The following is a 22,161-nucleotide window of genomic DNA, read 5'->3' on the forward strand; positions in this document are numbered from 1 at the left end:
GCCACACCTCTGCCACCGCTTGGCTCATATCGTTGATTCACCTTTCATAAGCTGCGTCCGATGCTGTTTGCGCCGCTTGCGCGCTTCATAACGTTCGGGAGCCGTCTCGTACAACCATTTCTCCTCTTCCGTCTCGGGGATGACGGGCGGCACTGGAGTCGGCCGCCCGTCTGGCCCCAGCGCCACAAAGGTTAAAAAGGAGGTGGCCGTGAGTTTGATCTCCCCTGTCACCAGGTCTTCGGACTCCACCTTGACGTGAACTTCCATAGAGGTGCGATGCGTCCAAGTCACAAACGCTTCAATCAGAATCGCCTGCCCCACCCGGATGGGTTCGAGAAAATCGAGACTGTCACTGGAGGCCGTCACTACCGGGCGGCGCGAATGGCGCATGGCCGCCACGCTGCCTACCTTGTCCACGTACGCCATCACTCGACCGCCGAACATCGTCCCAAGATTATTGGTGTCTGGCGGCAGAATCAAATCTGTCAGGGTGGTGCGCGATGCACCCGCGGGTTTCGGTTCCATACCAACGCCCCTTCAAAGATCATGCCGACCGCGTGACAAAGCGGCCCAGTGTTGGCTGTGGAGCAATATCCACGCACAGAAGGTCAACCGTTGGGACACAGGCGGCAGCCCGTGTTGTCAAAAAAGTCCCTGGCTCGACTTGCCTAAGCCGTTCATGTTGTTCCCATTTTACGTTGTCGAAGACACTCGGTTCAAGGGTGGGGAGACATCCACGCTCCTGCGTCTTTGCGCGTCGCGGGAGTCAGTGTTGCGGCGGCAGGATTCGCTGCGGTTGGCGCTGCCAGAGGGCCAACCACCCGGACGGGCTGAACGCCCATTCGCCGTGGCCTGTGTCGCGGTAAATGCCAAAGTGCAAGTGGGCGGGAAACTTTCCACTCGTGCCGGGAGGTCCGTAGCCACTGCTGCCCACATAGCCGATGACCTGCCCAGGCTGCACGAGATCGCCGCGTTTCAAACCTTTGGCAAAGCTTGAGAGGTGAGCATAGTAATAGTACATATTATTGGCGTCGCGGATGCCCATGCGCCAGCCGCCAAAGCGATTCCATCCCATCAATTCGATGTAGCCATAGCTGCACGCCAAGACCGGCGTTCCATAGCCAGCGAAAATGTCCACTCCTTCGTGGACGCGGCGCCCGCCGTAGCTGCGCCCGGAGCCAAAAGTGTGTTCAACCGTGTAATTATACCGCTTGTCCACCGGGAAACAGTGGCCGCGTGGGTACAGGCCGAAGCGTTCAAACAGCTTTTGGAACTCGAAAATCCGGTCCATCGCCACCGGATCCTGAAACAGATTCCACACAGACTCCTCCACGTCCTCTTCCCCGCTTTGCTCATCCAGCCAGCGGGCAAGGGCAAAGATGCGGTCCTTGTCCTCCCACTGCAACGCCAGACGGTCGCCATTGGCATCGACCCCAATGCCACGGAACAGCGCAATGGTGACCGGGTTTACGTCCGTGCCGTCCGGGTTGTCGATGCCCACCCACGCGGAGGGGGCAAAGGCGAACCCGTACCATGGCGCCTGCTGCCGATCCGCCCGGCTCTTCATGAGGTCGGCATACCGATCAATCGCTGCCAGCAGCGCCCACGGCGTTTCGTACCGCCTAGCCGCTTCCTCATAGAGGGAACGCAAGGGCTGCTGACGATGGATGGGCCGAGTAGCTGGAGCGCTCGCCGACAAAGCTGGCTCCGACGGCTGCAAAGCCGCAGCGGAACACGGTCCAGCTGCCGTCCATAGAGCGAGCAGGCACGCCGCGCCCCCGTACAACCGTCCCAGTCGCATCGTCCTTCCCACCTTCCCGCACACCCGTTGCTTCTGCTGCGCCACACTTGTCTGCCCTATACCGTACCCGTGTCAGCCCAAACTATGCGGCTGTGGTATGCTGGCTGTGTGGGGAGATGCTTGGGAGGAGGAGCGCGCCGATGACATGGCAGAACGAGATTGGCATTACGGTCCGGTCTACAGAAATCGATGTGAACGGGCACGTGAACAATGCCAAGTTCCTTGAATACCTTGAATGGGGAAGGGAAGATTGGTACGAGCAACTGGGATTGGACTACGCGACCCTGCGAGACGTTGGTGTCATTACCGTGGTCGTGAACGTGAACGCAAACTACCGGCGGGAAGCGCGCCAGAACGATAACCTGCGCGTGCGGACCAACCTGCTCCGCGCCGGTCGTACCAGTTTCGTCATGGCGCAAGAGATTGTCAATCAACGCGGGGAACGAATTGTCGACGCGCAAATCACCTTGGTGACCGTCGATCCGGTCGCGCGCACCAAGGTTCCCGTCCCAGACTGCATCCGCCAGCACGCCCTGGAACGGTGACGACCAGCCTACCGTCACGACAGCGCGCGTCTGATCTCATCCGGGGCGTAACCGAGTTCCAACAGTCGCTGCCGGAACGGCTCAGGAAAGGAAGCGGTCACACGACGCCCGTCCGGGAATTCGAGAGCGCCCGCGTGCAACCACTGGTGCGCGTCCTGCTTGGAGCGCGGCGCGCCATACTTCACATCGCCCACGAGCGGATGCCCGATGGACGCGAAATGAGCCCGAATCTGGTGCGTGCGCCCGCTCACCAACTCAATCTGCACCAGGCTGGTGCCGGTTCTTGACGCCACCCGCACAAATCGCGTTTCCGCGGGCTTTCCGGTCTCTGCGGTCGACGTGACGTTTTGCACCGGATTTCGCTCCACCCGGGCCCGAATCACGCCTTGGTCCTGGGTCTCCCCGACGACGATGGCAACGTACCATTTGCGCACGCGATGGTCCGCTATGTCCTCAGACAACCGGCGTGCGGCCTCGGCCGTCTTGGCAAACGCCACCAAACCGCTCGTGTTTCGATCCAATCGATGGACGGGTGCAGGGGAAAATACCCGTGATGGGGAGTCGATTGCCACCCTATCGGACGCCGATTGCGTGTGATACAAGTAGGCGGCCACCCGATTCACCAGCGTATCCTTATGCTCCGTACCGGCCCCATGGACCAACAGGCCCGCCGGCTTGGCCACGACCAGAATGTCATCGTCCTCGTAGCGGACATCCACCCGCGCGTCAATCCCGGCAAACTTCCGTGCCGATTTGCGCACGCGTGCGAAGTCCGCGTCAGCCATGTACAGATGCAGGATGTCCCCGGCCGCCAACACATCGTCGGCCTGGACTCTTCGTCCCCCGCGCTTTACGCGCCCGGTACGCAACATCTTGTAAATTCCCGACAAAGGCATCCCCGGCAACAATTGGCGCAAGTAACGGTGCGCTTTTTTTCCCGCGTCCTGTTGGTCGATGCGAAGTTCAATCACGTTATCTGCCTCCACCGCCCTGGATGTGTAGAAGTTCAAAATCACACCGACTTGCAACTGCCATCATCCGGGGAGGAACACATGCGGTCACAACTTTCACTAGAAGGGAGTTTCACGGCGCGAACCTGGCAGCAAGCGATGATTACGGCGCGCTCCCGGCACATGGAATGGGAATCGAAACCCTCCTGGGATGCCGCCAGCGTGCTTGACGCTTGGGCGGAGAAGAACGTAAGAGCCGGCTTAGACCCCAAGCAAATTTCTGACAAGCCGAACTTATGGGCCAAGAAGGCTGATAAATACATCCATGCCATGCACAGCGTGGGTACCCTAACAGCGGAGTTGTCCACATGAGCCTACTGGCCTACGAAGACCCGATTCAAGGGAATGTCGTGTGATACTACACATCGCCCGTCTGCTTGTTCCGCAGACGGGCGGTCTGAATGGCGTGCCCGGAGAGATTCGAACTCCCGACCTCTTGATTCGTAGTCAAGCGCTCTATCCGGCTGAGCTACGGGCACATAGTCTCATCTCCCATTATGAATAAGGGCGCCGCGTTGATCAAGCCTTGGGCCTTTCTCCCGTTAACTCAAGCTGTCTACAACTGCTGGCACGGTTCACCGTTGTGGACCATACGATGGTGTAGGCCTCCGGTTGCGAACCAACGGGATACAGCCACTGATTTCGCGCCGGGGGCCTCCCATATTCATGGGGGCCAGGCTTCGTTTCATTCGTCCAGAAGCGCGGAAAAATCTCCCTTCCGAAAGGCCTCCACCAGTTCCATGTCCGCGTCTGAGAGTTCCGCCTGCGCCAGTAAATCAGGGCGTCTGCGCCACGTCCGATACAACGCCTGCCCACGCCGCCACTGCGCAATACGGGCGTGATGACCCGACAACAGCACATCTGGCACCTTCAAGCCACGAAACTCCGCTGGCCGGGTGTATTGCGGATACTCCAGAAGTCCGGTGACAAAGGATTCCTCTTCAGCCGACGCCTCGTTTCCCAAAACCCCCGGCAAAAGCCGAACTGTGGCGTCCACCATGGCCATGGCGGCGATTTCCCCGCCCGTCATCACGAAATCCCCCAGCGAGACTTCATCCGTCGCCAGGTGCTGCGCAATGCGCTCATCAAATCCTTCGTAGTGGCCGCAAATGAAGATCAGCCGCCCATCGGTCTCCGATAACTCTTGCGCGAGGCGCTGCGTAAACGGGCGGCCGGTCGGGGTCATCAGCAACACCCGTTCCATCGCGACCGCCCCACCCTGTTTCCGCACGTGATCGACCGCGTCAAAGATCGGCTGCGGTTTCAGCACCATGCCCACGCCACCGCCGAAAGGATAATCATCGACCGTGCGATGTCGATCCGTGGCAAACTCCCGGAAGTTCACAAGCTCAATCTGCACCCGCCCGCGTTCGACAGCCCTCTTTAAGATACTTTCGGAGAGCACGCCGTGAAACATGTCCGGAAACAGAGTCAGGATATAAATTTGCAGCATCCTATCACTCCTGCTTGCCTCGACTATCCGCAGCGCCATCCGGTCTTTCATCCAACAGGCCGGGCAGCAAATGCACCACCATCCTGCCGGATGCGAGATTGACCTCGCGAATGCAATCACGAATGGCGGGCAACAGCACATCCTTTCGCTGCAAGGGCCCTCGCACCACATACACGTCGTTCGCCCCGGGCGTCAGGACATCGACCAATTGGCCCACGTACACGCCGTCGTCGCTGTAAACCTGCAATCCAATCAACTGGTCAATATAATAGCTGCCCTCCGGGAGAGACATGCGCTCCGATACCGGGACGCACAGTTCCATCCCCTTCCAGGCCTCGACATCTCCGATGGATGACACACCTTCAAAGAGCACCAACCAGAACTGCTTATGGGGCCGGGCGGACCGGACCACCAGCTGTTTGATCGGTGTCTGGCCAGCGGGTCGCAGCCACACCGACGCTCCCTCCGCGAACCGCTGCTCAGGAAAGTCGGTTCGCGGCAGGACACGAAGTTCCCCCCTCAATCCGTGCGTATTGGCAATCACACCCACCGTCAAGTACTCCAACTCCATCCGCACGCACCTTCCATCCGCCCATCCTAGGCATCTTAGGCACACCCGACGGTACACCCGACTCCAGCGAACGCACAAAAGGGGCGCAACGCGCCCCCAAGGGGTGATTCTGTCCCGCCGTCAGTCGTTCAATGACACGCCTCGCTGGCGAATCTCTTGAACAATCCCGTCTTTCACAATGATCTCCGCGCCGCGCAGGATTTCCGACCAATCATCACCGACATGCACATCGACGGTGGTCTCCACCGTCATGTTCTGGACCTCGGTCCCAAGGGGCATCTGTTGCACCTGCTGAATCTGCTGAATCAGCTCTTCACGCTGCTGCACCCGCTTGTTCCGCTCTTCCTCTACCTGCTCGCGAACCCGCTGGGCGACTTCGCCCCCCTGGGCCATAGCCTGTTCGATGGCCTGCCGTCCCTGCTGCTCAATCTGGTCCAACTCCATGGTCAACTGCTCGATTTGGCGCCGATACTCAGCTATGATCTGTTGCTTTGTCGTCTCCGTCATGACGATCTTCACAGCGACAGGTTGACGAATGGTCAGCAAAGGAATGTCCTCCTCGCCTGGACCCGAATCACGGTCAGGAATCGATGTCAACCAGCACTCGTTTTCCCTGCAGATACGCAGACGCGCCGACGACGTTGCGGATGGCCGTGGCCATCCGCCCCCGCCGCCCAATGACCCTGCCAACGTCGCTGGCTGCCACGGAAACCCGCAACACAATCACTTCGCCACGCTGCTCTTCAGCGACAACCACCTGATCCGGAAATTCAACCAGGGATTTTACCAGGTATTCGACGAGTTCTCTCATGCACGCCTCCCGCCGCCCCGTTGGCCGTTCCATGAAGATGGTTCCGCGGGCGCTCCCACAGTTATCCTGAAGCCGTGTCCGTCTGTCCGTTATTTTTGCAGCTTCAATTCATGAAACTTCTTCATGACTCCCGCTTGACTGAACAGATAGCGCACCCGGTCGGACGGCTGCGCCCCATTTCCCAGCCACTTGAGCGCCTTCTCCTCATCAATCTTGACCTCGGCAGGATTGGTCAAAGGGTTGTAATATCCAATCTCCTCGATGAACCGGCCATCCCGAGGGGAACGAGAGTCTGCCACGACCACGCGGTAAAACGGAGCCTTCTTCGCACCCATACGCTTCAAACGAATCTTCACTGCCATGTCATAATCCCTCCTGAGTACAGTTCGACACAATCCACGACTGACGCATCACTTTTTCTTTTTCTTGGACCTGTGCCGTCGAGGCGGTCTGGACTCCAGAGACGGAACCTCCCGGCCCGCCTCCGGAGCCAGTTCGGACAGGGCGGACATGTCCGGCAAGCTTCCCCCGCCCAGCGACCTCATCGCGCGGAGCGCCTGCCTGCGGCCGAACTTGCCTCCGCCGGCGAAACGCTTCATCATCTGTTGCATCTGATCAAACTGGTTGAGCACCTGATTGACTTCCCGCACAGTGACGCCGCTGCCGTTGGCCACGCGACGGCGCCGACTGGCATTCATAATCGCCGGATTGGTCCGCTCCTCCTTCGTCATCGAAGAAATAATCGCTTCTATCCGGCGAAAACGGCTGTCATCCAGGTTGACGTTTTCGAGCCCCTTCAATCGATTGGCCCCCGGCAGCATTTTCAGCACTTGGTCGAGCGGACCCAGTTTGCGGACCTGCTGCAGCTGCTCGCGAAAATCGTCGAGAGTGAACTGCGCTTTGCGCAGCTTCTCCTCCATCTCCCTGGCCTTATCCAAGTCGACCGTCTGCTCGGCCCTTTCAATCAGGCTGAGCACATCGCCCATGCCCAGGATGCGTGAGGCCAGGCGATCAGGGTGGAAAGCCTCAAGCGGCTCAATCTTCTCGCCCACACCCACAAACTTGATGGGGCAACCGGTGACGGCCCGTACCGCCAAGGCCGCGCCCCCGCGCGTATCGCTGTCCAGTTTGGTCAGCACGACCCCGGTCAGGGACAGTTGCTGGTGAAACGCTTCGGCCACCCGCACCGCGTCCTGACCGGTCATTGCATCCAAGACCAGCAGGATTTCATTCGGCTGCAAGCGTTCCTTCATGCGTGCCAGTTCCGTCATCAAGGCTTCGTCGATGTGCAGCCGTCCAGCCGTGTCCACAATGACGACGTCCGCCCCCTGGCGGCGGGCCTCGTCCACGCCGCGTTCCGCAATGTCAACCGGATCGACATCGGTGCCCAGATCGAATACCGGCACGTCGATTTGCGCTCCCAGCACCTGCAGCTGCTTGACAGCCGCCGGGCGATACACGTCGGCCGCCACCAACAAGGGCCGATGCTGATGCCGGCGGAAAGACAAGGCGAGTTTCGCCGCGGCGGTGGTCTTGCCCGCCCCCTGCAATCCCGCCAACATGACCACAGTCGGTGGACGAGAGGCCATGTTCAGACGAGCCTGCTCGCCTCCCATCAACTGCGTCAGCTCGTCGTGGACGATTTTGACCACCTGCTGGCCGGGGGTCAAGCTCCTTTGCACTTCCTGCCCGACCGCTCGTTCCCGCACGCGATCCACGAACTGACGGACAACCTGCACATTGACGTCGGCCGCTAACAGGGCGAGCCGCACCTCGCGCATGGCCGCCTGGACATCCTGTTCCGTGAGCTTGCCTTTGCCCTTTAACCGGCCAAGTGCTTTTTGCAAACTGTTGGACAACCCGTCGAGCAATCAGACACCCCCCTCGTGCCTGCCCGGGTGGGACACTACTCCGGGCTTGTTCGTGAGACCGCCTGCGTCAACGCGTCCAAGGCGGACTGCCAGCGCGCCGTCACAGCGTCCGGAAGGAGTGGGTACGCCGTCTGACCAACCGCCGCCGCGTTGTCCACCAGCACCTGCAGCCGCTGCCGCCACGCAAAGAATCCGACTTGCGCCTCATAATGCTCCAACTGCTCTTCGGCCCGGTGCAGGTTGTCATGCACCGCCTGCCGGCTTACACCGAGGTGCTCCGCGATTTCCGCCAGTGACCAGTCGTCAAAATACGTCAGCTCAAACACTTGCCGCTGCCGCGGTGTCAAGAGCTTGCCGTACAAATCATACAAAGCGGCCATCCGCGTGACCTTGTCGATCATACACGGAACCCCCACCCCTGTCAAGCTGTTCACCTTTACACGCCCCGATCATCCGCTCACGGGCGGGCGATAGCCGAGACGAACGCCTCCGCGGAAAAGGGTTCCAAATCGTCGGCCCCTTCACCTAGACCCACCCACTTCACCGGGACGCCGTGTTCCCGGACGATAGGCAGGATGACCCCGCCTTTCGCCGTTCCGTCCAGCTTGGTCAAGACGATTCCCGTCACGTGAGCCGCCTCCCGGAACGCCTGGGTCTGGCTGAGCGCGTTTTGCCCGGTGGTGGCGTCCACGACCAAGAGCACCTCGTGCGGACTTCCCGGAAGCTCGCGGGCCGCGACCTTGGCGATCTTCGACAGCTCCGCCATTAAATGCCCTTTGTTGTGCAGCCGGCCGGCGGTATCGCAGAGAATCACATCCGCCGCGCGCGCACGCCCCGCCACAATCGCATCGTACACGACGGCGGCCGGATCGGCCCCTTGGGCGTGTCGCACAACATCGCAGCCGACCCGCTCCCCCCAAACGAGCAGCTGCTCAATTGCGGCGGCGCGGAACGTGTCTCCCGCGGCCAGGATCACCTTTTGCCCCTCTTGCCGCAAACGGTGCGCCAGTTTCCCGATAGAGGTGGTCTTGCCAACCCCGTTGACGCCCACGAACAGGTAGAGAGTCGGGCCTTCCGTCGCCCGCCGCATCGAAGGATCTGCCCCCGCCAACGCTTCCAGCATGGCCTCCTCCAGCAAACGGGGCAGCTCCTGTGCGTCGCTTACCCGCTGCCGGCGCGCCAGGTTGCGCACCCGGTCCACCAGCCAGAGGGACGTGTCCACCCCCACGTCCGCGGCAATCAGCAATTCCTCCATCTCGTCGTACAAGCTGTCGTCCAGCCTGCGCCCCGACAGCAGCTCGCCGATCCGCCCGAACACCGCTTCTCGGCTCTTGCCCAGTCCCCGGCGAAACTTATCGAACAGTCCCACGACATCACCCCGCAGTTTCCATATCTCCGTCCCCTCCCAGGCGGACGCTGATTAGACTCGATACACCGGACTCCTGCATCGTCACCCCGTACAGGACGTCCGCCTCCTCCATCGTGCCGCGCCGGTGCGTGATCACGATGAACTGGGTGTCATCGGCAAAGCGGCGAAGTTCCCGGGCGAACCGGCTGACGTTCGCCTCGTCCAGCGCCGCCTCCACTTCGTCCAGCACGCAGAAGGGCACCGGGCGCACGCGCAGGATGGCGAACAACAGCGCCATCGCTGTCAGCGCCCGCTCTCCGCCCGACATGAGGTTCAAATTCTGCAGCTTTTTGCCCGGCGGTTGCGCCATCACCTCGATGCCGCTGTGCAGCACGTCCTCGCTGTCGGTCAGCTCCAGGTCCGCCCGACCGCCGCCGAACAATTGGCGAAAGGCCGTCTGGAATTCCTGGCGGATCTGCGCAAAGGTATTGGCAAACCTCTCCGCCATCTCGCGGTCAATGTCCTCGATCAGGTCCACCAATTGCTCCCGCGCCGACTCCAAGTCGTCCCGCTCCTGGTTGAGGAACTGCAGCCGCTGGGACAACCGTTCCCACTCCTCAATCGCGCCCAGCCGCACGTCGCCCAAGGCGCGCATGCGCCGCTCTTGTTCATCGGCCCGGCGCCGCAGTTCATCCACCGGCTCCGACAACGGATACTGCGCCTCCGCCCACTCGTACGTCATGTGGTGCGTCTCGCCTAACCGGACCAGCGCGTGTTGGAGTTCTGCGTCGGCCCGCTCGGCGGCCAGTTCCGCCCGCCGCAGTTGCTCATCGACCGCCCCTAGACCCTGTTGCGCGGAGCGCAAACGCTGCTCAGCCAGACTCACCTCTTGCTCGGCTGCCAGTTGCGCCTGGTGAAGCGACTGCAGGTCCGCCTCCACCTCGGCCAAGGCGGCGCGAACGTCGGCCAGGCGCTCGCGGACTTCGGCCTCCTCCTGGCGCGTGCGCTGTATCGAATCCTGCAGTCGCGCCATCTCGCTCGTCAGTTCCCGCGCCCGCTCGTGGCCGCGCTCGATGCGTCGGGTCAACTCCTCCACACGCTGCGCCAGGGATCGCTGTTCCTGACTCAACGCAGCCGTCTCGATTCGCAGGCCCGTCACCCGCTCCTGGGCCGCGGCCATCTCAAGCGTGCGCTGCTCCAACTCCTGACGGCGCGACAGGAGAGTTTTCTCCACCTGCTCCACCTGCGCCTCGGCGTCCGCAAGTTCCGCCTGCGCCGCGGCCTCTCGCTCGCGCAGGCTGGTTTCACTCTCCAACGCCTGCTCCGCTTCCCAGCGCGCGGCCTCCCGGCGATCCGCCGCGCTTTGCCGCCGCGCCTGCCACTCGCGCAGGTCCGCCTCCAGGGCGGCTGATTCCGAGCGCAGGCGGGTCATCTCCTCACCCACCTGCCGCTGCCGCTCCTGAGCGGCCACCGCCTGCTTTCGCAGCGCACGCTGCCGCTCCTGCAGCGCCTCTATCTGCTTTAGACTGGCCGCAAGCTCCGCCTCCACACTCTCACGCTCGCGCGTCCGGCCGAGCAATCCCGGTCCGCGGCGGGCATGGCTGCCTCCCGACATCAGTCCACCGGGGCTGACCACGTCCCCCTCCAGGGTGACCAGCCGCACCCGGTAGGCCAGGGCACGCGCCATCTCATTGGCCGCCTGCAGGGTTTCGGCTATCACCACGTTGCCGAGCAGGTGTTCGACGACGCGCCGATAGGGTTCCGCACACTCCACCAGGTCGCTGGCAATCCCCAGCCAACCGCTGTGGCCCGCGACTTTTTGACGATCTTGCTCGCTCAGACGCCGCCCCCGAATCACGTCCAGGGGCATGAAAGTGGCGCGACCGGCCTGCCGCCTCTTCAACCAGCCAATCGCCTCCCGGGCGCTCGCCTCGTCATCCACGACGATGTTCTGCAATCCGCCGCCCAGCGCCGTCTCAATGGCCACTTCTAGCCGCTTGTCGACCCGGATCAAACCCGCCACGGCGCCGTGGATGCCCCCGAGCCGCCCTTTGTCCGCGGCCTGGAGCACCGTGCGCACGCCGGCAGCGTACCCGTCATAGCCCATTTCCAAGTCCCGCAGCAGTTCCAAACGTGACCGCAACGAGGAAACCTTGGACTCCACCTGATGCAGGTGCTGCACCACGGCGACCTCTTGTTCGGCTGCCTGTTTCACCTCTTGGTTCGCCACAGCCAGCAGTTGTTTTCCCTCTTCCAGGCGCCGGGCCCTATCCGCTCGCTCCGCTGCAACCTTGGCCAACTGGGCGTCAATCCTGGCTATTTCCTCCTCCCAACGCACCCGTTCGGCCACCAGTCGCTCCCGCCGGCGCGCTTCCCCGGTCTTGGCCTCCTGTGCGGCCCGCACCTCGTTGCGGAGTCCCGCCGCCCGGTTGTGCGCCTCTAGCAAGCGGCTGCTCAGGTCCTCAATCTCCGCTTCCAACTGGGCCCGCCGGTCGGGGTGCACCGCTTCGGCCGCCGCCTCCAATTCCGCATTCTTGGCTTCCAACTGAGCGGTCAGCAGCGCCAGGCGGTCCGCCTGCCCCTCTCGCTCCGCCTCCAGTTCTGCCGTTTCCGCCTGCTGCTGGGCCAGTTGCTGTCTTCGGTCCTCCACGGTCTGCAGCAGGTTCTGGACGCGCTCGGCCATCAACTCAGCCCGCCCCTCCAGGCGTTGGCGCTCCTCCACGGCCTGTACCTCTTGCCGCTGCCGCTCCCCCGCTGCAGCCGCCACCGCGTCAAACTGCTGCCGGGCCGACTGCAACGCGGCCTCGTCAAGCTGCACCTGGGCGAGCGCTTGCCCCCGTCGCTCGGAAAGCTCCTGCACCGTCTGCGAACTGGCCTGCCAGCGCCGCTGCAGCTCTTGAATCTCCGCCACCAAAAGCGTGATTTCCAGCCGCTTCAGTTCTTCCGCCAACGCGTTGTACTGTCGCGCCTTCTCGGCCTCGGCTTCGAGAGGGCCCGCCTGCGCGCGCAATTCAGCCAGAATGTCGTCAATCCGCACAAGATTGGCGGCGGTTTCCTCCAGCCGACGCTCCGCCTCCTTGCGCCGGTACTTGAATTTGACGATGCCTGCCGCATCCTCAAACGGACCGCGTCGGTCCTCCGGGCGTGTCGACAGCATCTCCTCAATCCGCCCCTGCCCAATGATGGAATACGCCTCGCGTCCCAATCCTGTATCCATGAACAGTTCGGTGATGTCTCGCAGCCGGCAGGGCTTGCGGTTGATCAAGTACTCGCTCTCGCCGGTGCGGTAGACACGGCGCGTCACCGTCACCTCGTCAAAAACCACCGGGAGACGGTTGTCGCTGTTGTCCAGAGTGAGCGACACCTCGCAGAAATTGACCGGCCGGCGCGAATCGCTGCCGGCGAAGATCACATCTTCCATTTTCGCCCCGCGCAGGCTGCGGGCGCTTTGTTCGCCAAGCACCCAGCGTATGGCATCCGAAATGTTGCTCTTGCCGCTTCCGTTTGGGCCGACCACGGCGGTGATGCCAGCCGAGAAATCGACCACGGTCTTGTTGGCAAACGATTTGAAGCCTAGGATTTCAAGGCGTTTCAGGAACACCTTCAGGCCCCCCCGCGGCCTCCTCCTGCAGCATGTGGAGAGCAGCCTGCGCCGCTTTTTGTTCCGCTTCCTTTTTTGACCTGCCGACACCGCTGCCCATCACGCGCCCGCCGATGATAACCTCCACGCTGAACTGCTTCGCGTGCGCGGGACCGCGTTCATCGACCACCCGATAGGCCAACTGAGTCCCCACGTGCTGCTGCACCCACTCCTGCAGAGCGGTCTTGTAATCTGGAGCGATGCCTTGGCCAATATAAGGAAATACGTACTTCTCCACAAACGCCTTCACCGCATCCAATCCTTGGTCCAAATAAAGAGCCCCAATGAACGCTTCGAATACGTCGGCGAGCAAGGCTGGACGTTCCCGCCCTCCCGAACGCTCCTCACCTTTGCCGAGCCGCACAAACTGCTCAAAGTGCACTCGCTTGGCAAAACTGACCAGCGAGGGCTCGCACACAATGGCCGCTCGCAACCGCGTCATTTCGCCCTCGGACACGTTAGGCATGGTGCGATACAGGTACTCGCTCACGACCAGCTCCAATACCGCGTCGCCAAGGAATTCCAAACGTTCATTGTCCTGCAGTGAAGACCTGCGGTGTTCATTTCGATAGGATGCATGGGTAAAGGCCTGCTTCAGAAGAGGTTCCGATTGAAAATGAATCTGCAATCGCTCTTGTAATTCAACCCACTTATTGGACACATCGGGCACTCCCATTCCTCGCCTGGCAATCTCATATGCATGGTGGAAACCGCTCGCCGCACGCCCGCCACGGCGGACGCGGCGTGCGCGAGCGGAGATTCAGGAATAGCGCTTCAGAATGATGGCTGCATTGTGGCCGCCGAACCCAAAGGAATTCGACATCGCCACCTGTGGCTGCGCTTTGCGCGCCTGGTTTGGGACATAATCGAGGTCGCACTCTGGATCGGGAGTCTCGTAATTGATCGTCGGGGGCAAAGTCCCCTCCACCAGCGTCTTGACGGTGGCAATGGCCTCGACACCGCCTGCAGCCCCCAGCATATGGCCAATCATCGATTTATTCGAGCTGATGGCCAGGCGATACGCGTGCTCGCCAAACAGTTCCTTGATGGCCAGCGTCTCTGACTTGTCGTTCAATTCCGTGGAAGTTCCATGCGCATTGATGTAGTCCACGTCTTCGGGACGGAGGTTTGCATCCTCCAGAGCCTGTCGCATGGCACGGTACGCGCCCGATCCGTCCGGCGGCGTGGCCGTGATGTGGTACGCGTCCCCGGACATGCCGTAGCCGATGATTTCGGCGTAAATCCGGGCGCCGCGCGCCAGCGCATGGTCGAGCGATTCCAGCACCATCACGCCCGCGCCTTCCGACATCACAAAGCCGTCGCGGTCCTTGTCAAACGGACGGCTCGCCCGCGTGGGCTCGTCATTGCGCGTGGACAGAGCCTTCATGTTGGCAAAACCGGCAATCGCCAGGTCGACAATGGCCGCCTCAGAACCGCCGGCAAGCATCGCGTCCGCGGCGCCCCGTTCGATGATTTTGAAGGCGTCCCCGATGGCATTGGTGCTCGTCGCACAGGCCGACACCGAAGCGCTGTTGGGTCCGCGCGCCCCGGTGAGGATGGAAACATGACCGGAGGCCATGTTGGCAATCATCATCGGGATCATGAACGGGCTGACGCGCCGCGGCCCGCGTTCCCGCAGCACATTATGGTTCTCAAGCAGGGTGTGAATCCCGCCAATGCCGGAACCAATATACACACCGACCCGGTCTGCATTCTCTTCACGGATATCCAATCCCGAATCCTCGACGGCCTGCGTCGCCGCCGCTATCGCGAATTGCGCGAAGCGGTCGATGCGCCGAGCTTCCTTCGGATCCAGGTATTTTTCGACTTCAAATTCTTTGACCTGCCCTGCAATTTGTACGGGCAAACTGGAGACGTCGAACGATTCGATTCGGGAAATCCCGGACCGTCCGGCGACAAGATTGTCCCAAAAGGTCGATACGTCGTTCCCGAGTGGCGTGACGACTCCAAGCCCGGTGATAACGACTCGTCGCTTCACGTTGTCACCCCGCCTAGATGGACAGAAAGCCCCGGCAAACGCACGGGACTTCAAGCATGGCTGTTGCCTCTACGTTCATCCGGTTTTCCAAGTCATTGGTGCTGTTCGATGTATGTAACGACATCCCCCACCGTGCTGATCTTTTCCGCCTCTTCGTCGGAAATCTCCAGGTCGAACTCATCCTCGAGCTCCATGATGAGTTCGACGACATCGAGCGAATCGGCCTGCAAATCGTCCTTGAACGTCGCATCCAGTGTCACCTTGTCTTCATCCACACCAAGGCGGTCGACAATGATGCTCTTCACGCGCGTAAACGTGTCGGCCATCCTTTCACCTCCTGATCTCTGTGGCACCCTTGTCCAACTTGGGACCATGGACTGCCAGCGCGGGCCCGCAACTATCCTCTGTCGCGTCCTCTGCGCAAAGTATACTACATGAAATCAGAGTATACTACATCGCCATGCCGCCGTCGACCGCAATCACTTGGCCGGTGATATAAGCGGCTGCGTCAGAAGCCAGAAAAGCCACAGCCGCCGCCACATCCTCCGGGCGCCCGATGCGGCCGAGCGGGATTTGTTGGAGCATATGCTCCTTCGCTTGCGCGGGCAGCGCGGCGGTCATATCCGTTTCCACCAGCCCCGGCGCCACCGCGTTCACGGTGATGCCGCGCCCCGCCAGTTCGCGGGCCGCGCTCTTCGTCAAGCCGATGAGCCCCGCCTTTGCAGATGCGTAGTTGGCCTGGCCCGCGTTGCCCATCATGCCCACCACCGAAGTCACGTTGATGATGCGCCCGGAGCGTTGTTTCATCATCGGCCGTGCGACCGCACGCAGCATGTGGAAGGCACCGGTCAGGTTGGTGTTGAGCACCGCCTGCCAGTCCTCCTCCTTCATGCGCATCAACAACGTGTCCCGGGTGATGCCGGCGTTGTTGACCAAAACATCGACGCGGCCGAACGCGGCCAACGCGGACTCCACCAAACGGTCGGCCTGCTCGGGCTGGCTAACGTCCCCCTGCTCCACGAGCGCCTGGCCACCGGCCTCCTGCACCAGGCGCGCCGTTTCCCGCGCATCCATCTCACGCCCGGCAAAGTTGATGACCACCTGGCCGCCGTTGCTCGCCAGCGCTACCGCGATGGCGCGACCGATGCCGCGCGAGGCGCCCGTCACAATCGACACGACCCCCATCACTCACACCCCCTTCACTGCCGCGAGGCTGGCGCATAGCGACGCCTCGTCCTCCACGTGGTGCGTGACCGCTGTCCGCTGCACCTTGCGGATGAGCCCGGAGAGGACCGTTCCCGGGCCGAACTCGATGAATCCCTCCACGCCCATCTCCAGCATGCGGCGCACGTCCGCTTCAAAGCGGACCGGGGAATACAGTTGCCGTTCCAAGGCGTCGCGCAGCCCCTCCTCGTTTGTCACGGGCTGGGCGTCCACATTGGTCACCACCGGCACCTGGGCGTCCTGAATCGGCGTCTTCGCCAGTTCTGCGGACAATTTCGACGCGGCGGGCCGCATCAGGCTGCAGTGGAAGGGCCCGCTCACCTCCAGCGGCAACACCCGCCGCGCGCCCCGTTCCTTGGCCAGACGGCCGGCCGCATCCACCCCGGCCCTCGTGCCCGAGATCACAATCTGACCAGGGCAGTTGAGGTTGGCCAACTCCACCACCTCTCCAGAGTGGGACACCTCCTGGCAGACAGCGCCCAATTCAGGCTCTGAAAGCCCCAAGACCGCCGCCATGGCCCCATGACCCGCGGGAACCGCCTCGTCCATCCAGCGCCCGCGCAAGTGCACCAGGCGCACCGCGTCAGCAAACGAGAGCGCACCGGCCGCCACGAGAGCCGTATACTCGCCCAGGCTGTGTCCGGCCACCGCCACCGGCCGCAGGGGACACTCTGCGGCAAACACCCGATAAGCCGCCACGCCCATGGTCAGCAACGCGGGCTGCGTGTAATAGGTCAAACGCAGCTCCTCCGCTGGCCCTTTGCGGCACAAATCCGTCAACGAAAACCCCAGCGCCTCGTCCGCTTCCTGAAACGTCTGTGCGGCGATTGGGTACCGCTCCATCAATTCCTGACCCATGCCGACATACTGAGCGCCTTGGCCCGGGAAGACAAAAGCCCACTCCACGAACACTCCCCCTCCCAACAGATACCTTCGGCAGACGCTGTTATAGCCGCAGCGCAGCCGCTCCCCATGTCAGACCGGCGCCAAAACCCACCAGCACCACCAGGTCTCCCGTTTTCGCCCTGCCCTCCCGAAGCGCCTCATCCAGGGCAACCGGAATAGAGGCGGCCGATGTGTTGCCGTATTTCTGAATGGTCATGACGACCTTCTCGACCGGTATGCCAAACCGCTCCCGCGCCGCTTCAATGATGCGGATATTGGCCTGGTGCGGTACCAAGAGGTCAATGTCGTCACGAGTCAGCCCGGCCTCGGCGAGCACCTGCTCGGTCGACGCCGCCATCGCCTTGACGGCGAACTTGAACGTCTCTCGCCCCTCCATCTTCAGGTAGTGCATACGCCCTTCGATGGACTCGGCCGTGGCCGGCATTTTCGATCCGCCCGCCGGCAGATACAGGTGTTTCCCACCCCCGCCGTCGCTGCCGAGGTTGAATGACAAAAATCCGCGCTCGCCGTCGACCGGACCCACCACCGCCGCTCCCGCGCCGTCACCGAACAGCACGCAAGTGGTGCGGTCCTGATAATCCACAACACGGGAGAGGAGGTCGGCGCCAATCACAAGCACGCGCCGAAAGCGCCCCGACTCCACCATCGCCGCGGCTGTGGCGACCCCGTACAAAAATCCGGTGCAGGCAGCCGACAGGTCCATCGCTCCGGCATGAGTGGCCCCGATGCGGTCTTGCACCAAGCAGGCGGTTGCCGGGAACATCATATCCGGCGTCACCGTGGCGCAAATGATGAAATCCAGTTCCGACGCCGCCATCCCTGCGTCCGCCAAGGCGCGCTCCGCCGCCAGCGTGGCGTAATCGGAGGTCGTCGTCCCCTCTGGGGCAATCCTGCGCTCCTTGATGCCCGTCCGCGAGGTGATCCATTCATCATCAGTTTCTACCATTTTCTCCAAATCCGCGTTGGTTAGAACCTGATCCGGCAGCGCGGACCCCGTGCCCAGAATGCCTGCCCGTATCGTCACCCCATCATCCTCCTCAAGCGTGGTGCAAGTCCTGCTTTTGCAGCGACGAGATCAGCTTGCTATTGACCTCCTGTCGGCAAAACCGAATCGCCTGCATGAGCGCCGTGTACCATGCACGTTGATTGCTGCTGCCGTGTGCCTTGATGCAGCCGCCGGCCACCCCCAAAAAGGGCGCCCCGCCGTATTCGGCGTAATCGAATTCCGCCGCAAACGCGCGCAGCTTTGGGGCCAACAGGGTGGCGCCCAACTTGGCCCTCACTCCGGCTTGTGCAATCTCCGTCTTGAGCGCCTGGAACAACCCCAGGCCGATGCCCTCCGTCAGCTTCAGGACCACGTTGCCGACAAACCCGTCGCAGACGACCACGTCGCAGGCGCCCTCCAGCAAGTTGCGCGCCTCCACGTTGCCGATAAAATTCAGCCCGCATGCCTCCAGTTGCTCGTACGCGGCTTTGGTCAGGTTGTTGCCCTTCAGCGCCTCGGTACCCACATTGAGCAGGCCGATTCGCGGCTTGGCTACACCAAGGACATGCTGAGAGTAAGCCGCCCCCATGTGGGCATACTGCACGAGGTTGAAGGGCGATGCGTCCATCGTGGCCCCCGCGTCCAGAAGCAGCACCCCGTGGCCTTGGAAAGTCGGCAACACCGGCGCCAGCGCCGGTCTCTCTATGCCCGCCAAACGTCCGATGGTCAAGAGTCCCGCCGCCACCAGGGCCCCCGTGTTGCCCGCCGAGACCATCGCGTCGGCCTCCCCCTCGCGCACCATCCGCGCCGCCATGACGAGCGACGAATCTGGCTTGCGACGGACGGCCCGCACCGGCTCCTCGTCCGGCTGAATCACGGACTGGCTCGGAACCATCTGGACATTGGCCGGCAGTGTGAAGTTCTTCGCCTGGGTCACAGCCGCTTCGGTGCCGACGAGACAAAACTCCACGTCTGGATGGGAGCGGGCCAACTCACCCACAGCGGCGAGCGGTGCCGAGGCTCCCAAATCGCCACCCATGACATCTACCGCTAGTTTCAATCCTGTCCCTCCCACGTCCTGGCAGACGCCCTGGCGACCCAAATCCAGCCGTCCAGAACGGTCTCTCCATCCACTTCGGTGTGTGCCCGACACTTTAAGATCCCGGCGTGACGAGCCATTACGTCCACGCGCGCCCGCAGCGTCTCGCCAAGCCGGACAGGGCGGTAGAACCGTAACTCCGTCTTGGCGGTCACCGCCGAGTCCTCATCCATGACAGCCATCGCCAGAGAATTGACCTGGGCGAACAACACATGGCCGCGCACAATGCCGTTGCGGGCAAACACATGCAACGACGTGATGGGGAGTTCAGATATCCCCAGGCGGTTGAGTTCCAGCCGCACAATCCTGCCGACCACATCGTGCGCGTCCAGTGCGCGCACCTCGTCCTGCCGGTCCGCAGCTACGCGCCGAATCCGTTCTCGCACTTCTGGAATGTTGAGCGCCTGACGGTCCAAGCGGATGGTCGCCACACTGACGCCAAATGTCTCGGCCAACTTCTCGTCCGTGGCAAACGGGTTTTCCGTCAGCATCCGAACCAAGGCTAATCTCCGTTCCGATTTGCGCAGCGCCCATCCCTCACTTCCGCAGGCAAGAAGGTTGCCACCGAGACGATTATCACCTACTCATAAAAGGTAGTTCTAAAATACCGGATCCGCCGTCGGATGGCAAGATGCCGTCAAACGCAGCAAGGAGCCGACACCACGGCCGGCTCCTTGCTGCGTGCCCACGGGCTGCTCCTCAATTCGTGGACGCCACTTGGCGCCCTTTATAAGAACCGCAATTCTTACAGACACGATGCGACAGTTTGTATTCGCCGCACTCAGGACAACGAACCATGCCAGGGAGTTCCAGTTTAAAGTGAGTCCTGCGCATGCGTTTCCTCGTCTTCGAGATTCTATGTTGAGGTACCGCCATCTTTCTACACCTCCCTTGCAGGCTGTCCATACCACACGTGCTGTCGGCAACGTTGCGCCGAGAATCCGCCACGCATGATATTACTCCGAATCGTCCTTGGAAAGCAAGTCTTGCAGCACGGCCAGGCGGGGATCTACACGCTTGGTCTCGCACGAGCATTGCCGCTCGTTCAGGTTGCAGCCGCACTCGACGCACAAGCCGCGGCAGCCCTCGCGGCACAACGGCCGGTACTCAAGGGCCAGGTTGAGCGCCTGCTCCACATACGGATCGAGCAAAACGGTAGGTGAATCCACCGTTAAGATGTCCTCATCCGCCGCTGCCTCGGTCCCCAAGACACGCAGGCGTTCCGTAAACTCCGTCTGCAAGGGCGCCGTAAAAGACTCCAAGCAGCGCGAGCAGACGTACTCCACTTCCGTCGCCAGCGCCGCCCGCAAACGGTACACGCTCTTTGTAAAATCCACGTCCACCCGCACAGCCACCGGTTGTATCCGCGCGACCTGCGGGTTCTCCTGGGCAATCCGGGGAAGCTCGACCACACCTTCCACATGCATAGGACGACGCTTCGCTTGTTCCAGTTCCAATTGCACGGCTGTTCACCTCGTTGTCAGGTGCGACCAAGCTGACCCGTTTCCTTGTTCAGCGTTGAGGCGGACGGTCCACCGAGGTTGGATACGCCTCCGTCCGAGACCCGAGCAGATCCAGAATGTCCGGCATCTTCGCCTGTGCAGCTTCGTAGCCGAGACGAATGGCCTCCTTCGCTTTATGAAAGTGAGACGTCCCGATGCTTGACAAATCAGGCGCTATCAGGAGATCGGCCGGGTGGTGGACCAACAGCTGCTCTTGCATGATGTCCAGCGACTGCATGATGACGTCGAGCATGGTTTCCGGTACAGACGGTCGCGTGCCGGTGGACACGTCCACGCCGATGACCAGGTCCGCCCCCAAGGCGCGCGCCGCCGCGACCGGGACGCGTTCGATGACACCCCCGTCGACGAGCACCTGGCCACCCTTGCGCAAAGGCACAAACACGCCCGGGATGGCGATGCTGGCGCGCACCGCGTCAGCCAAGAGGCCGCTTCGCAGGATTACGGCACGCCGCGCGACCAGGTCCGTGGCCACGGCCGCGAACGGGCGATCCAGCTCTTCGATAGCCAAGCCCCGCGTCAGTAGTTTGACCATTTCCCACACTTTGTCGCCGCCAATCAACCCCAGCTTGGGCACCCTCAGGTCTATCCAGTGCCGCCAACGCAAGCTGGAGGCCAATCGCTCCATGAAATCGGGCCTCATGCCGGTGACGTAGAAGGCTCCCACCAGGCTGCCCATGCTCGATCCGGTGACCACATCGACCTGGATCTGGTGTTCCTCGAACGCCTTGAGCACACCGACATGGGCAAATCCCTTGGCTCCGCCGGATCCCAACGCCAAAGCGACGCGCCGCTTGCGCATCCCGAATCACCTCACCCTGCGCCAGAAGGACCCCGCGGCTTCGATTCACTCCCCTCCGCCGGTTGCCGCTGGGCAAACCGAGCATACAGGGCCTCCGCCACTTCGCCTGGAACCAGTCCCCGCACGTCGCCTCCCAGCGAAGCCACCTCCTTGACCAAGGATGAACTGATGTACGCGTATTGGCTGTGGGTAGGCAGAAACACCGTAACCAGCGTGGGATGCAGGTGGCGGTTCATCTGAGCCATCCTGCGCTCGGCTTCAAAATCGGCCACTTCCCGCACCCCGCGCACAATCACGTCAGCGCCCCGCAGTCGCGCGTAGTCTACCAACAAACCTTGAAACTGATCCACCTCCACATTGGCAAACCGGCGCACAGCGTGGCGCAGCCAGTGCATCCGCTCCTCCACTGTGAACAATGGGCTCTTCGCCGGATTCTGCAAGACCGCGACGATCACGCGATCAAACACGGCGGCCGACTGCTCCACCAGGTCCAGGTGGCCGTTGGTCACCGGATCAAACGAGCCCGGGTATATCGCAAGAGTCACGGCGCTCATCTCCATCCGCTGGGCATGGCGC

The 22,161-nt window shown here is 62.0% G+C and carries 26 protein-coding genes and 1 tRNA gene; 2 read left to right on the forward strand and 25 right to left on the reverse strand.

Going from position 1 to position 22,161, the window contains the following annotated elements; all coding sequences use genetic code 11:
* Positions 1–24 precede the first annotated feature (24 nt).
* Both AK2_RS03450 and AK2_RS03455 read right to left on the reverse strand, forming a co-directional pair.
* Positions 25–525: an acyl-CoA thioesterase gene (locus tag AK2_RS03450; RefSeq protein WP_067931447.1), complete on the reverse strand. Its 501-nt coding sequence runs from the start codon at positions 523–525 to the stop codon at positions 25–27.
* Positions 526–766: 241 nt separating this feature from the next.
* A complete protein-coding gene (locus AK2_RS03455) occupies positions 767–1,801 on the reverse strand; it encodes a M23 family metallopeptidase (RefSeq protein WP_083520813.1) in 1,035 nt (344 codons plus the stop codon).
* A 140-nt stretch (positions 1,802–1,941) separates the two neighbouring features.
* Between AK2_RS03455 and AK2_RS03460 the strand changes: the two genes are divergently transcribed.
* Entirely contained in the window at positions 1,942–2,346 is a 405-nt protein-coding gene (locus AK2_RS03460; protein ID WP_067931449.1) for an acyl-CoA thioesterase, read from the forward strand.
* A 14-nt stretch (positions 2,347–2,360) separates the two neighbouring features.
* Here AK2_RS03460 and AK2_RS03465 read toward each other — a convergent pair whose 3' ends face one another.
* Complete coding sequence (locus AK2_RS03465; protein ID WP_169794722.1) at positions 2,361–3,317, reverse strand: RluA family pseudouridine synthase; 957 nt, start codon at positions 3,315–3,317, stop codon at positions 2,361–2,363.
* 81 nt (positions 3,318–3,398) lie between these two features.
* Between AK2_RS03465 and AK2_RS03470 the strand changes: the two genes are divergently transcribed.
* Positions 3,399–3,668: a hypothetical protein gene (locus AK2_RS03470; protein ID WP_067931453.1), complete on the forward strand. Its 270-nt coding sequence runs from the start codon at positions 3,399–3,401 to the stop codon at positions 3,666–3,668.
* A gap of 90 nt (positions 3,669–3,758) precedes the next feature.
* Here the strand turns inward: AK2_RS03470 and AK2_RS03475 are convergent.
* From AK2_RS03475 to coaD, 22 genes are all read right to left on the reverse strand, one after another.
* Positions 3,759–3,835: transfer RNA gene (locus AK2_RS03475), tRNA-Arg, on the reverse strand.
* Between the two features lie 206 nt (positions 3,836–4,041).
* Positions 4,042–4,806, reverse strand: a complete 765-nt coding sequence (gene trmD, locus AK2_RS03480; RefSeq protein ID WP_083520832.1) for a tRNA (guanosine(37)-N1)-methyltransferase TrmD — start codon at positions 4,804–4,806, stop codon at positions 4,042–4,044.
* 7 nt (positions 4,807–4,813) lie between these two features.
* A complete protein-coding gene (gene rimM / locus AK2_RS03485; RefSeq protein WP_067931457.1) occupies positions 4,814–5,380 on the reverse strand; it encodes a ribosome maturation factor RimM in 567 nt (188 codons plus the stop codon).
* Positions 5,381–5,500: 120 nt separating this feature from the next.
* Complete coding sequence (locus AK2_RS03490; RefSeq protein ID WP_245632750.1) at positions 5,501–5,926, reverse strand: YlqD family protein; 426 nt, start codon at positions 5,924–5,926, stop codon at positions 5,501–5,503.
* A 34-nt stretch (positions 5,927–5,960) separates the two neighbouring features.
* Entirely contained in the window at positions 5,961–6,191 is a 231-nt protein-coding gene (locus AK2_RS03495; RefSeq protein ID WP_067931458.1) for a KH domain-containing protein, read from the reverse strand.
* An 89-nt stretch (positions 6,192–6,280) separates the two neighbouring features.
* The gene (gene rpsP / locus AK2_RS03500) at positions 6,281–6,553 is read right to left on the reverse strand and encodes a 30S ribosomal protein S16 (RefSeq protein WP_067931460.1); all 273 of its coding nucleotides are present in this window, start codon (positions 6,551–6,553) and stop codon (positions 6,281–6,283) included.
* Positions 6,554–6,601: 48 nt separating this feature from the next.
* A complete protein-coding gene (ffh, locus tag AK2_RS03505; protein ID WP_067931462.1) occupies positions 6,602–8,062 on the reverse strand; it encodes a signal recognition particle protein in 1,461 nt (486 codons plus the stop codon).
* 35 nt (positions 8,063–8,097) lie between these two features.
* Entirely contained in the window at positions 8,098–8,463 is a 366-nt protein-coding gene (ylxM, locus tag AK2_RS03510) for a YlxM family DNA-binding protein (protein ID WP_083520814.1), read from the reverse strand.
* A gap of 56 nt (positions 8,464–8,519) precedes the next feature.
* The gene (gene ftsY, locus AK2_RS03515; RefSeq protein WP_067931464.1) at positions 8,520–9,431 is read right to left on the reverse strand and encodes a signal recognition particle-docking protein FtsY; all 912 of its coding nucleotides are present in this window, start codon (positions 9,429–9,431) and stop codon (positions 8,520–8,522) included.
* Between the two features lie 4 nt (positions 9,432–9,435).
* A complete protein-coding gene (smc, locus tag AK2_RS03520) occupies positions 9,436–13,011 on the reverse strand; it encodes a chromosome segregation protein SMC (RefSeq protein WP_067931466.1) in 3,576 nt (1,191 codons plus the stop codon).
* Positions 12,992–13,711: a ribonuclease III gene (rnc, locus tag AK2_RS03525; RefSeq protein WP_067931468.1), complete on the reverse strand. Its 720-nt coding sequence runs from the start codon at positions 13,709–13,711 to the stop codon at positions 12,992–12,994. Before rnc ends, smc begins: the two co-directional genes overlap by 20 nt.
* 99 nt (positions 13,712–13,810) lie before the next feature.
* Positions 13,811–15,049: a beta-ketoacyl-ACP synthase II gene (fabF, locus tag AK2_RS03530; protein WP_067931470.1), complete on the reverse strand. Its 1,239-nt coding sequence runs from the start codon at positions 15,047–15,049 to the stop codon at positions 13,811–13,813.
* A 92-nt stretch (positions 15,050–15,141) separates the two neighbouring features.
* The gene (gene acpP / locus AK2_RS03535) at positions 15,142–15,375 is read right to left on the reverse strand and encodes an acyl carrier protein (protein WP_067921971.1); all 234 of its coding nucleotides are present in this window, start codon (positions 15,373–15,375) and stop codon (positions 15,142–15,144) included.
* A 124-nt stretch (positions 15,376–15,499) separates the two neighbouring features.
* Entirely contained in the window at positions 15,500–16,234 is a 735-nt protein-coding gene (gene fabG / locus AK2_RS03540; RefSeq protein WP_067931472.1) for a 3-oxoacyl-[acyl-carrier-protein] reductase, read from the reverse strand.
* 3 nt (positions 16,235–16,237) lie between these two features.
* Positions 16,238–17,179 (reverse strand): ACP S-malonyltransferase, encoded by a 942-nt coding sequence (fabD, locus tag AK2_RS03545; RefSeq protein ID WP_157076206.1) that lies wholly within the window; start codon positions 17,177–17,179, stop codon positions 16,238–16,240.
* 40 nt (positions 17,180–17,219) lie between these two features.
* A complete protein-coding gene (locus AK2_RS03550) occupies positions 17,220–18,203 on the reverse strand; it encodes a beta-ketoacyl-ACP synthase III (protein WP_067931473.1) in 984 nt (327 codons plus the stop codon).
* Between the two features lie 13 nt (positions 18,204–18,216).
* Positions 18,217–19,224, reverse strand: coding sequence for a phosphate acyltransferase PlsX (gene plsX / locus AK2_RS03555; protein WP_067931475.1), 1,008 nt, complete (start codon positions 19,222–19,224; stop codon positions 18,217–18,219).
* Positions 19,221–19,790 (reverse strand): transcription factor FapR, encoded by a 570-nt coding sequence (fapR, locus tag AK2_RS03560; RefSeq protein WP_281180614.1) that lies wholly within the window; start codon positions 19,788–19,790, stop codon positions 19,221–19,223. The genes plsX and fapR overlap by 4 nt, the downstream gene beginning before the upstream one ends.
* A gap of 172 nt (positions 19,791–19,962) precedes the next feature.
* Positions 19,963–20,139 (reverse strand): 50S ribosomal protein L32, encoded by a 177-nt coding sequence (gene rpmF, locus AK2_RS16365; RefSeq protein ID WP_083516700.1) that lies wholly within the window; start codon positions 20,137–20,139, stop codon positions 19,963–19,965.
* An 80-nt stretch (positions 20,140–20,219) separates the two neighbouring features.
* Positions 20,220–20,726 (reverse strand): YceD family protein, encoded by a 507-nt coding sequence (locus AK2_RS03565; protein ID WP_067931477.1) that lies wholly within the window; start codon positions 20,724–20,726, stop codon positions 20,220–20,222.
* Positions 20,727–20,775: 49 nt separating this feature from the next.
* Positions 20,776–21,585 carry a patatin-like phospholipase family protein gene (locus AK2_RS03570; protein WP_067931479.1) on the reverse strand — a complete coding sequence of 270 codons (810 nt, stop codon included), beginning with the start codon at positions 21,583–21,585 and terminating at the stop codon, positions 20,776–20,778.
* Positions 21,586–21,596: 11 nt separating this feature from the next.
* Positions 21,597–22,130 carry a pantetheine-phosphate adenylyltransferase gene (gene coaD / locus AK2_RS03575; RefSeq protein ID WP_067931482.1) on the reverse strand — a complete coding sequence of 178 codons (534 nt, stop codon included), beginning with the start codon at positions 22,128–22,130 and terminating at the stop codon, positions 21,597–21,599.
* Positions 22,131–22,161: the final 31 nt, after the last annotated feature.

The organism is Alicyclobacillus kakegawensis NBRC 103104 (assembly GCF_001552655.1).
Lineage (GTDB): Bacteria > Bacillota > Bacilli > Alicyclobacillales > Alicyclobacillaceae > Alicyclobacillus_G > Alicyclobacillus_G kakegawensis.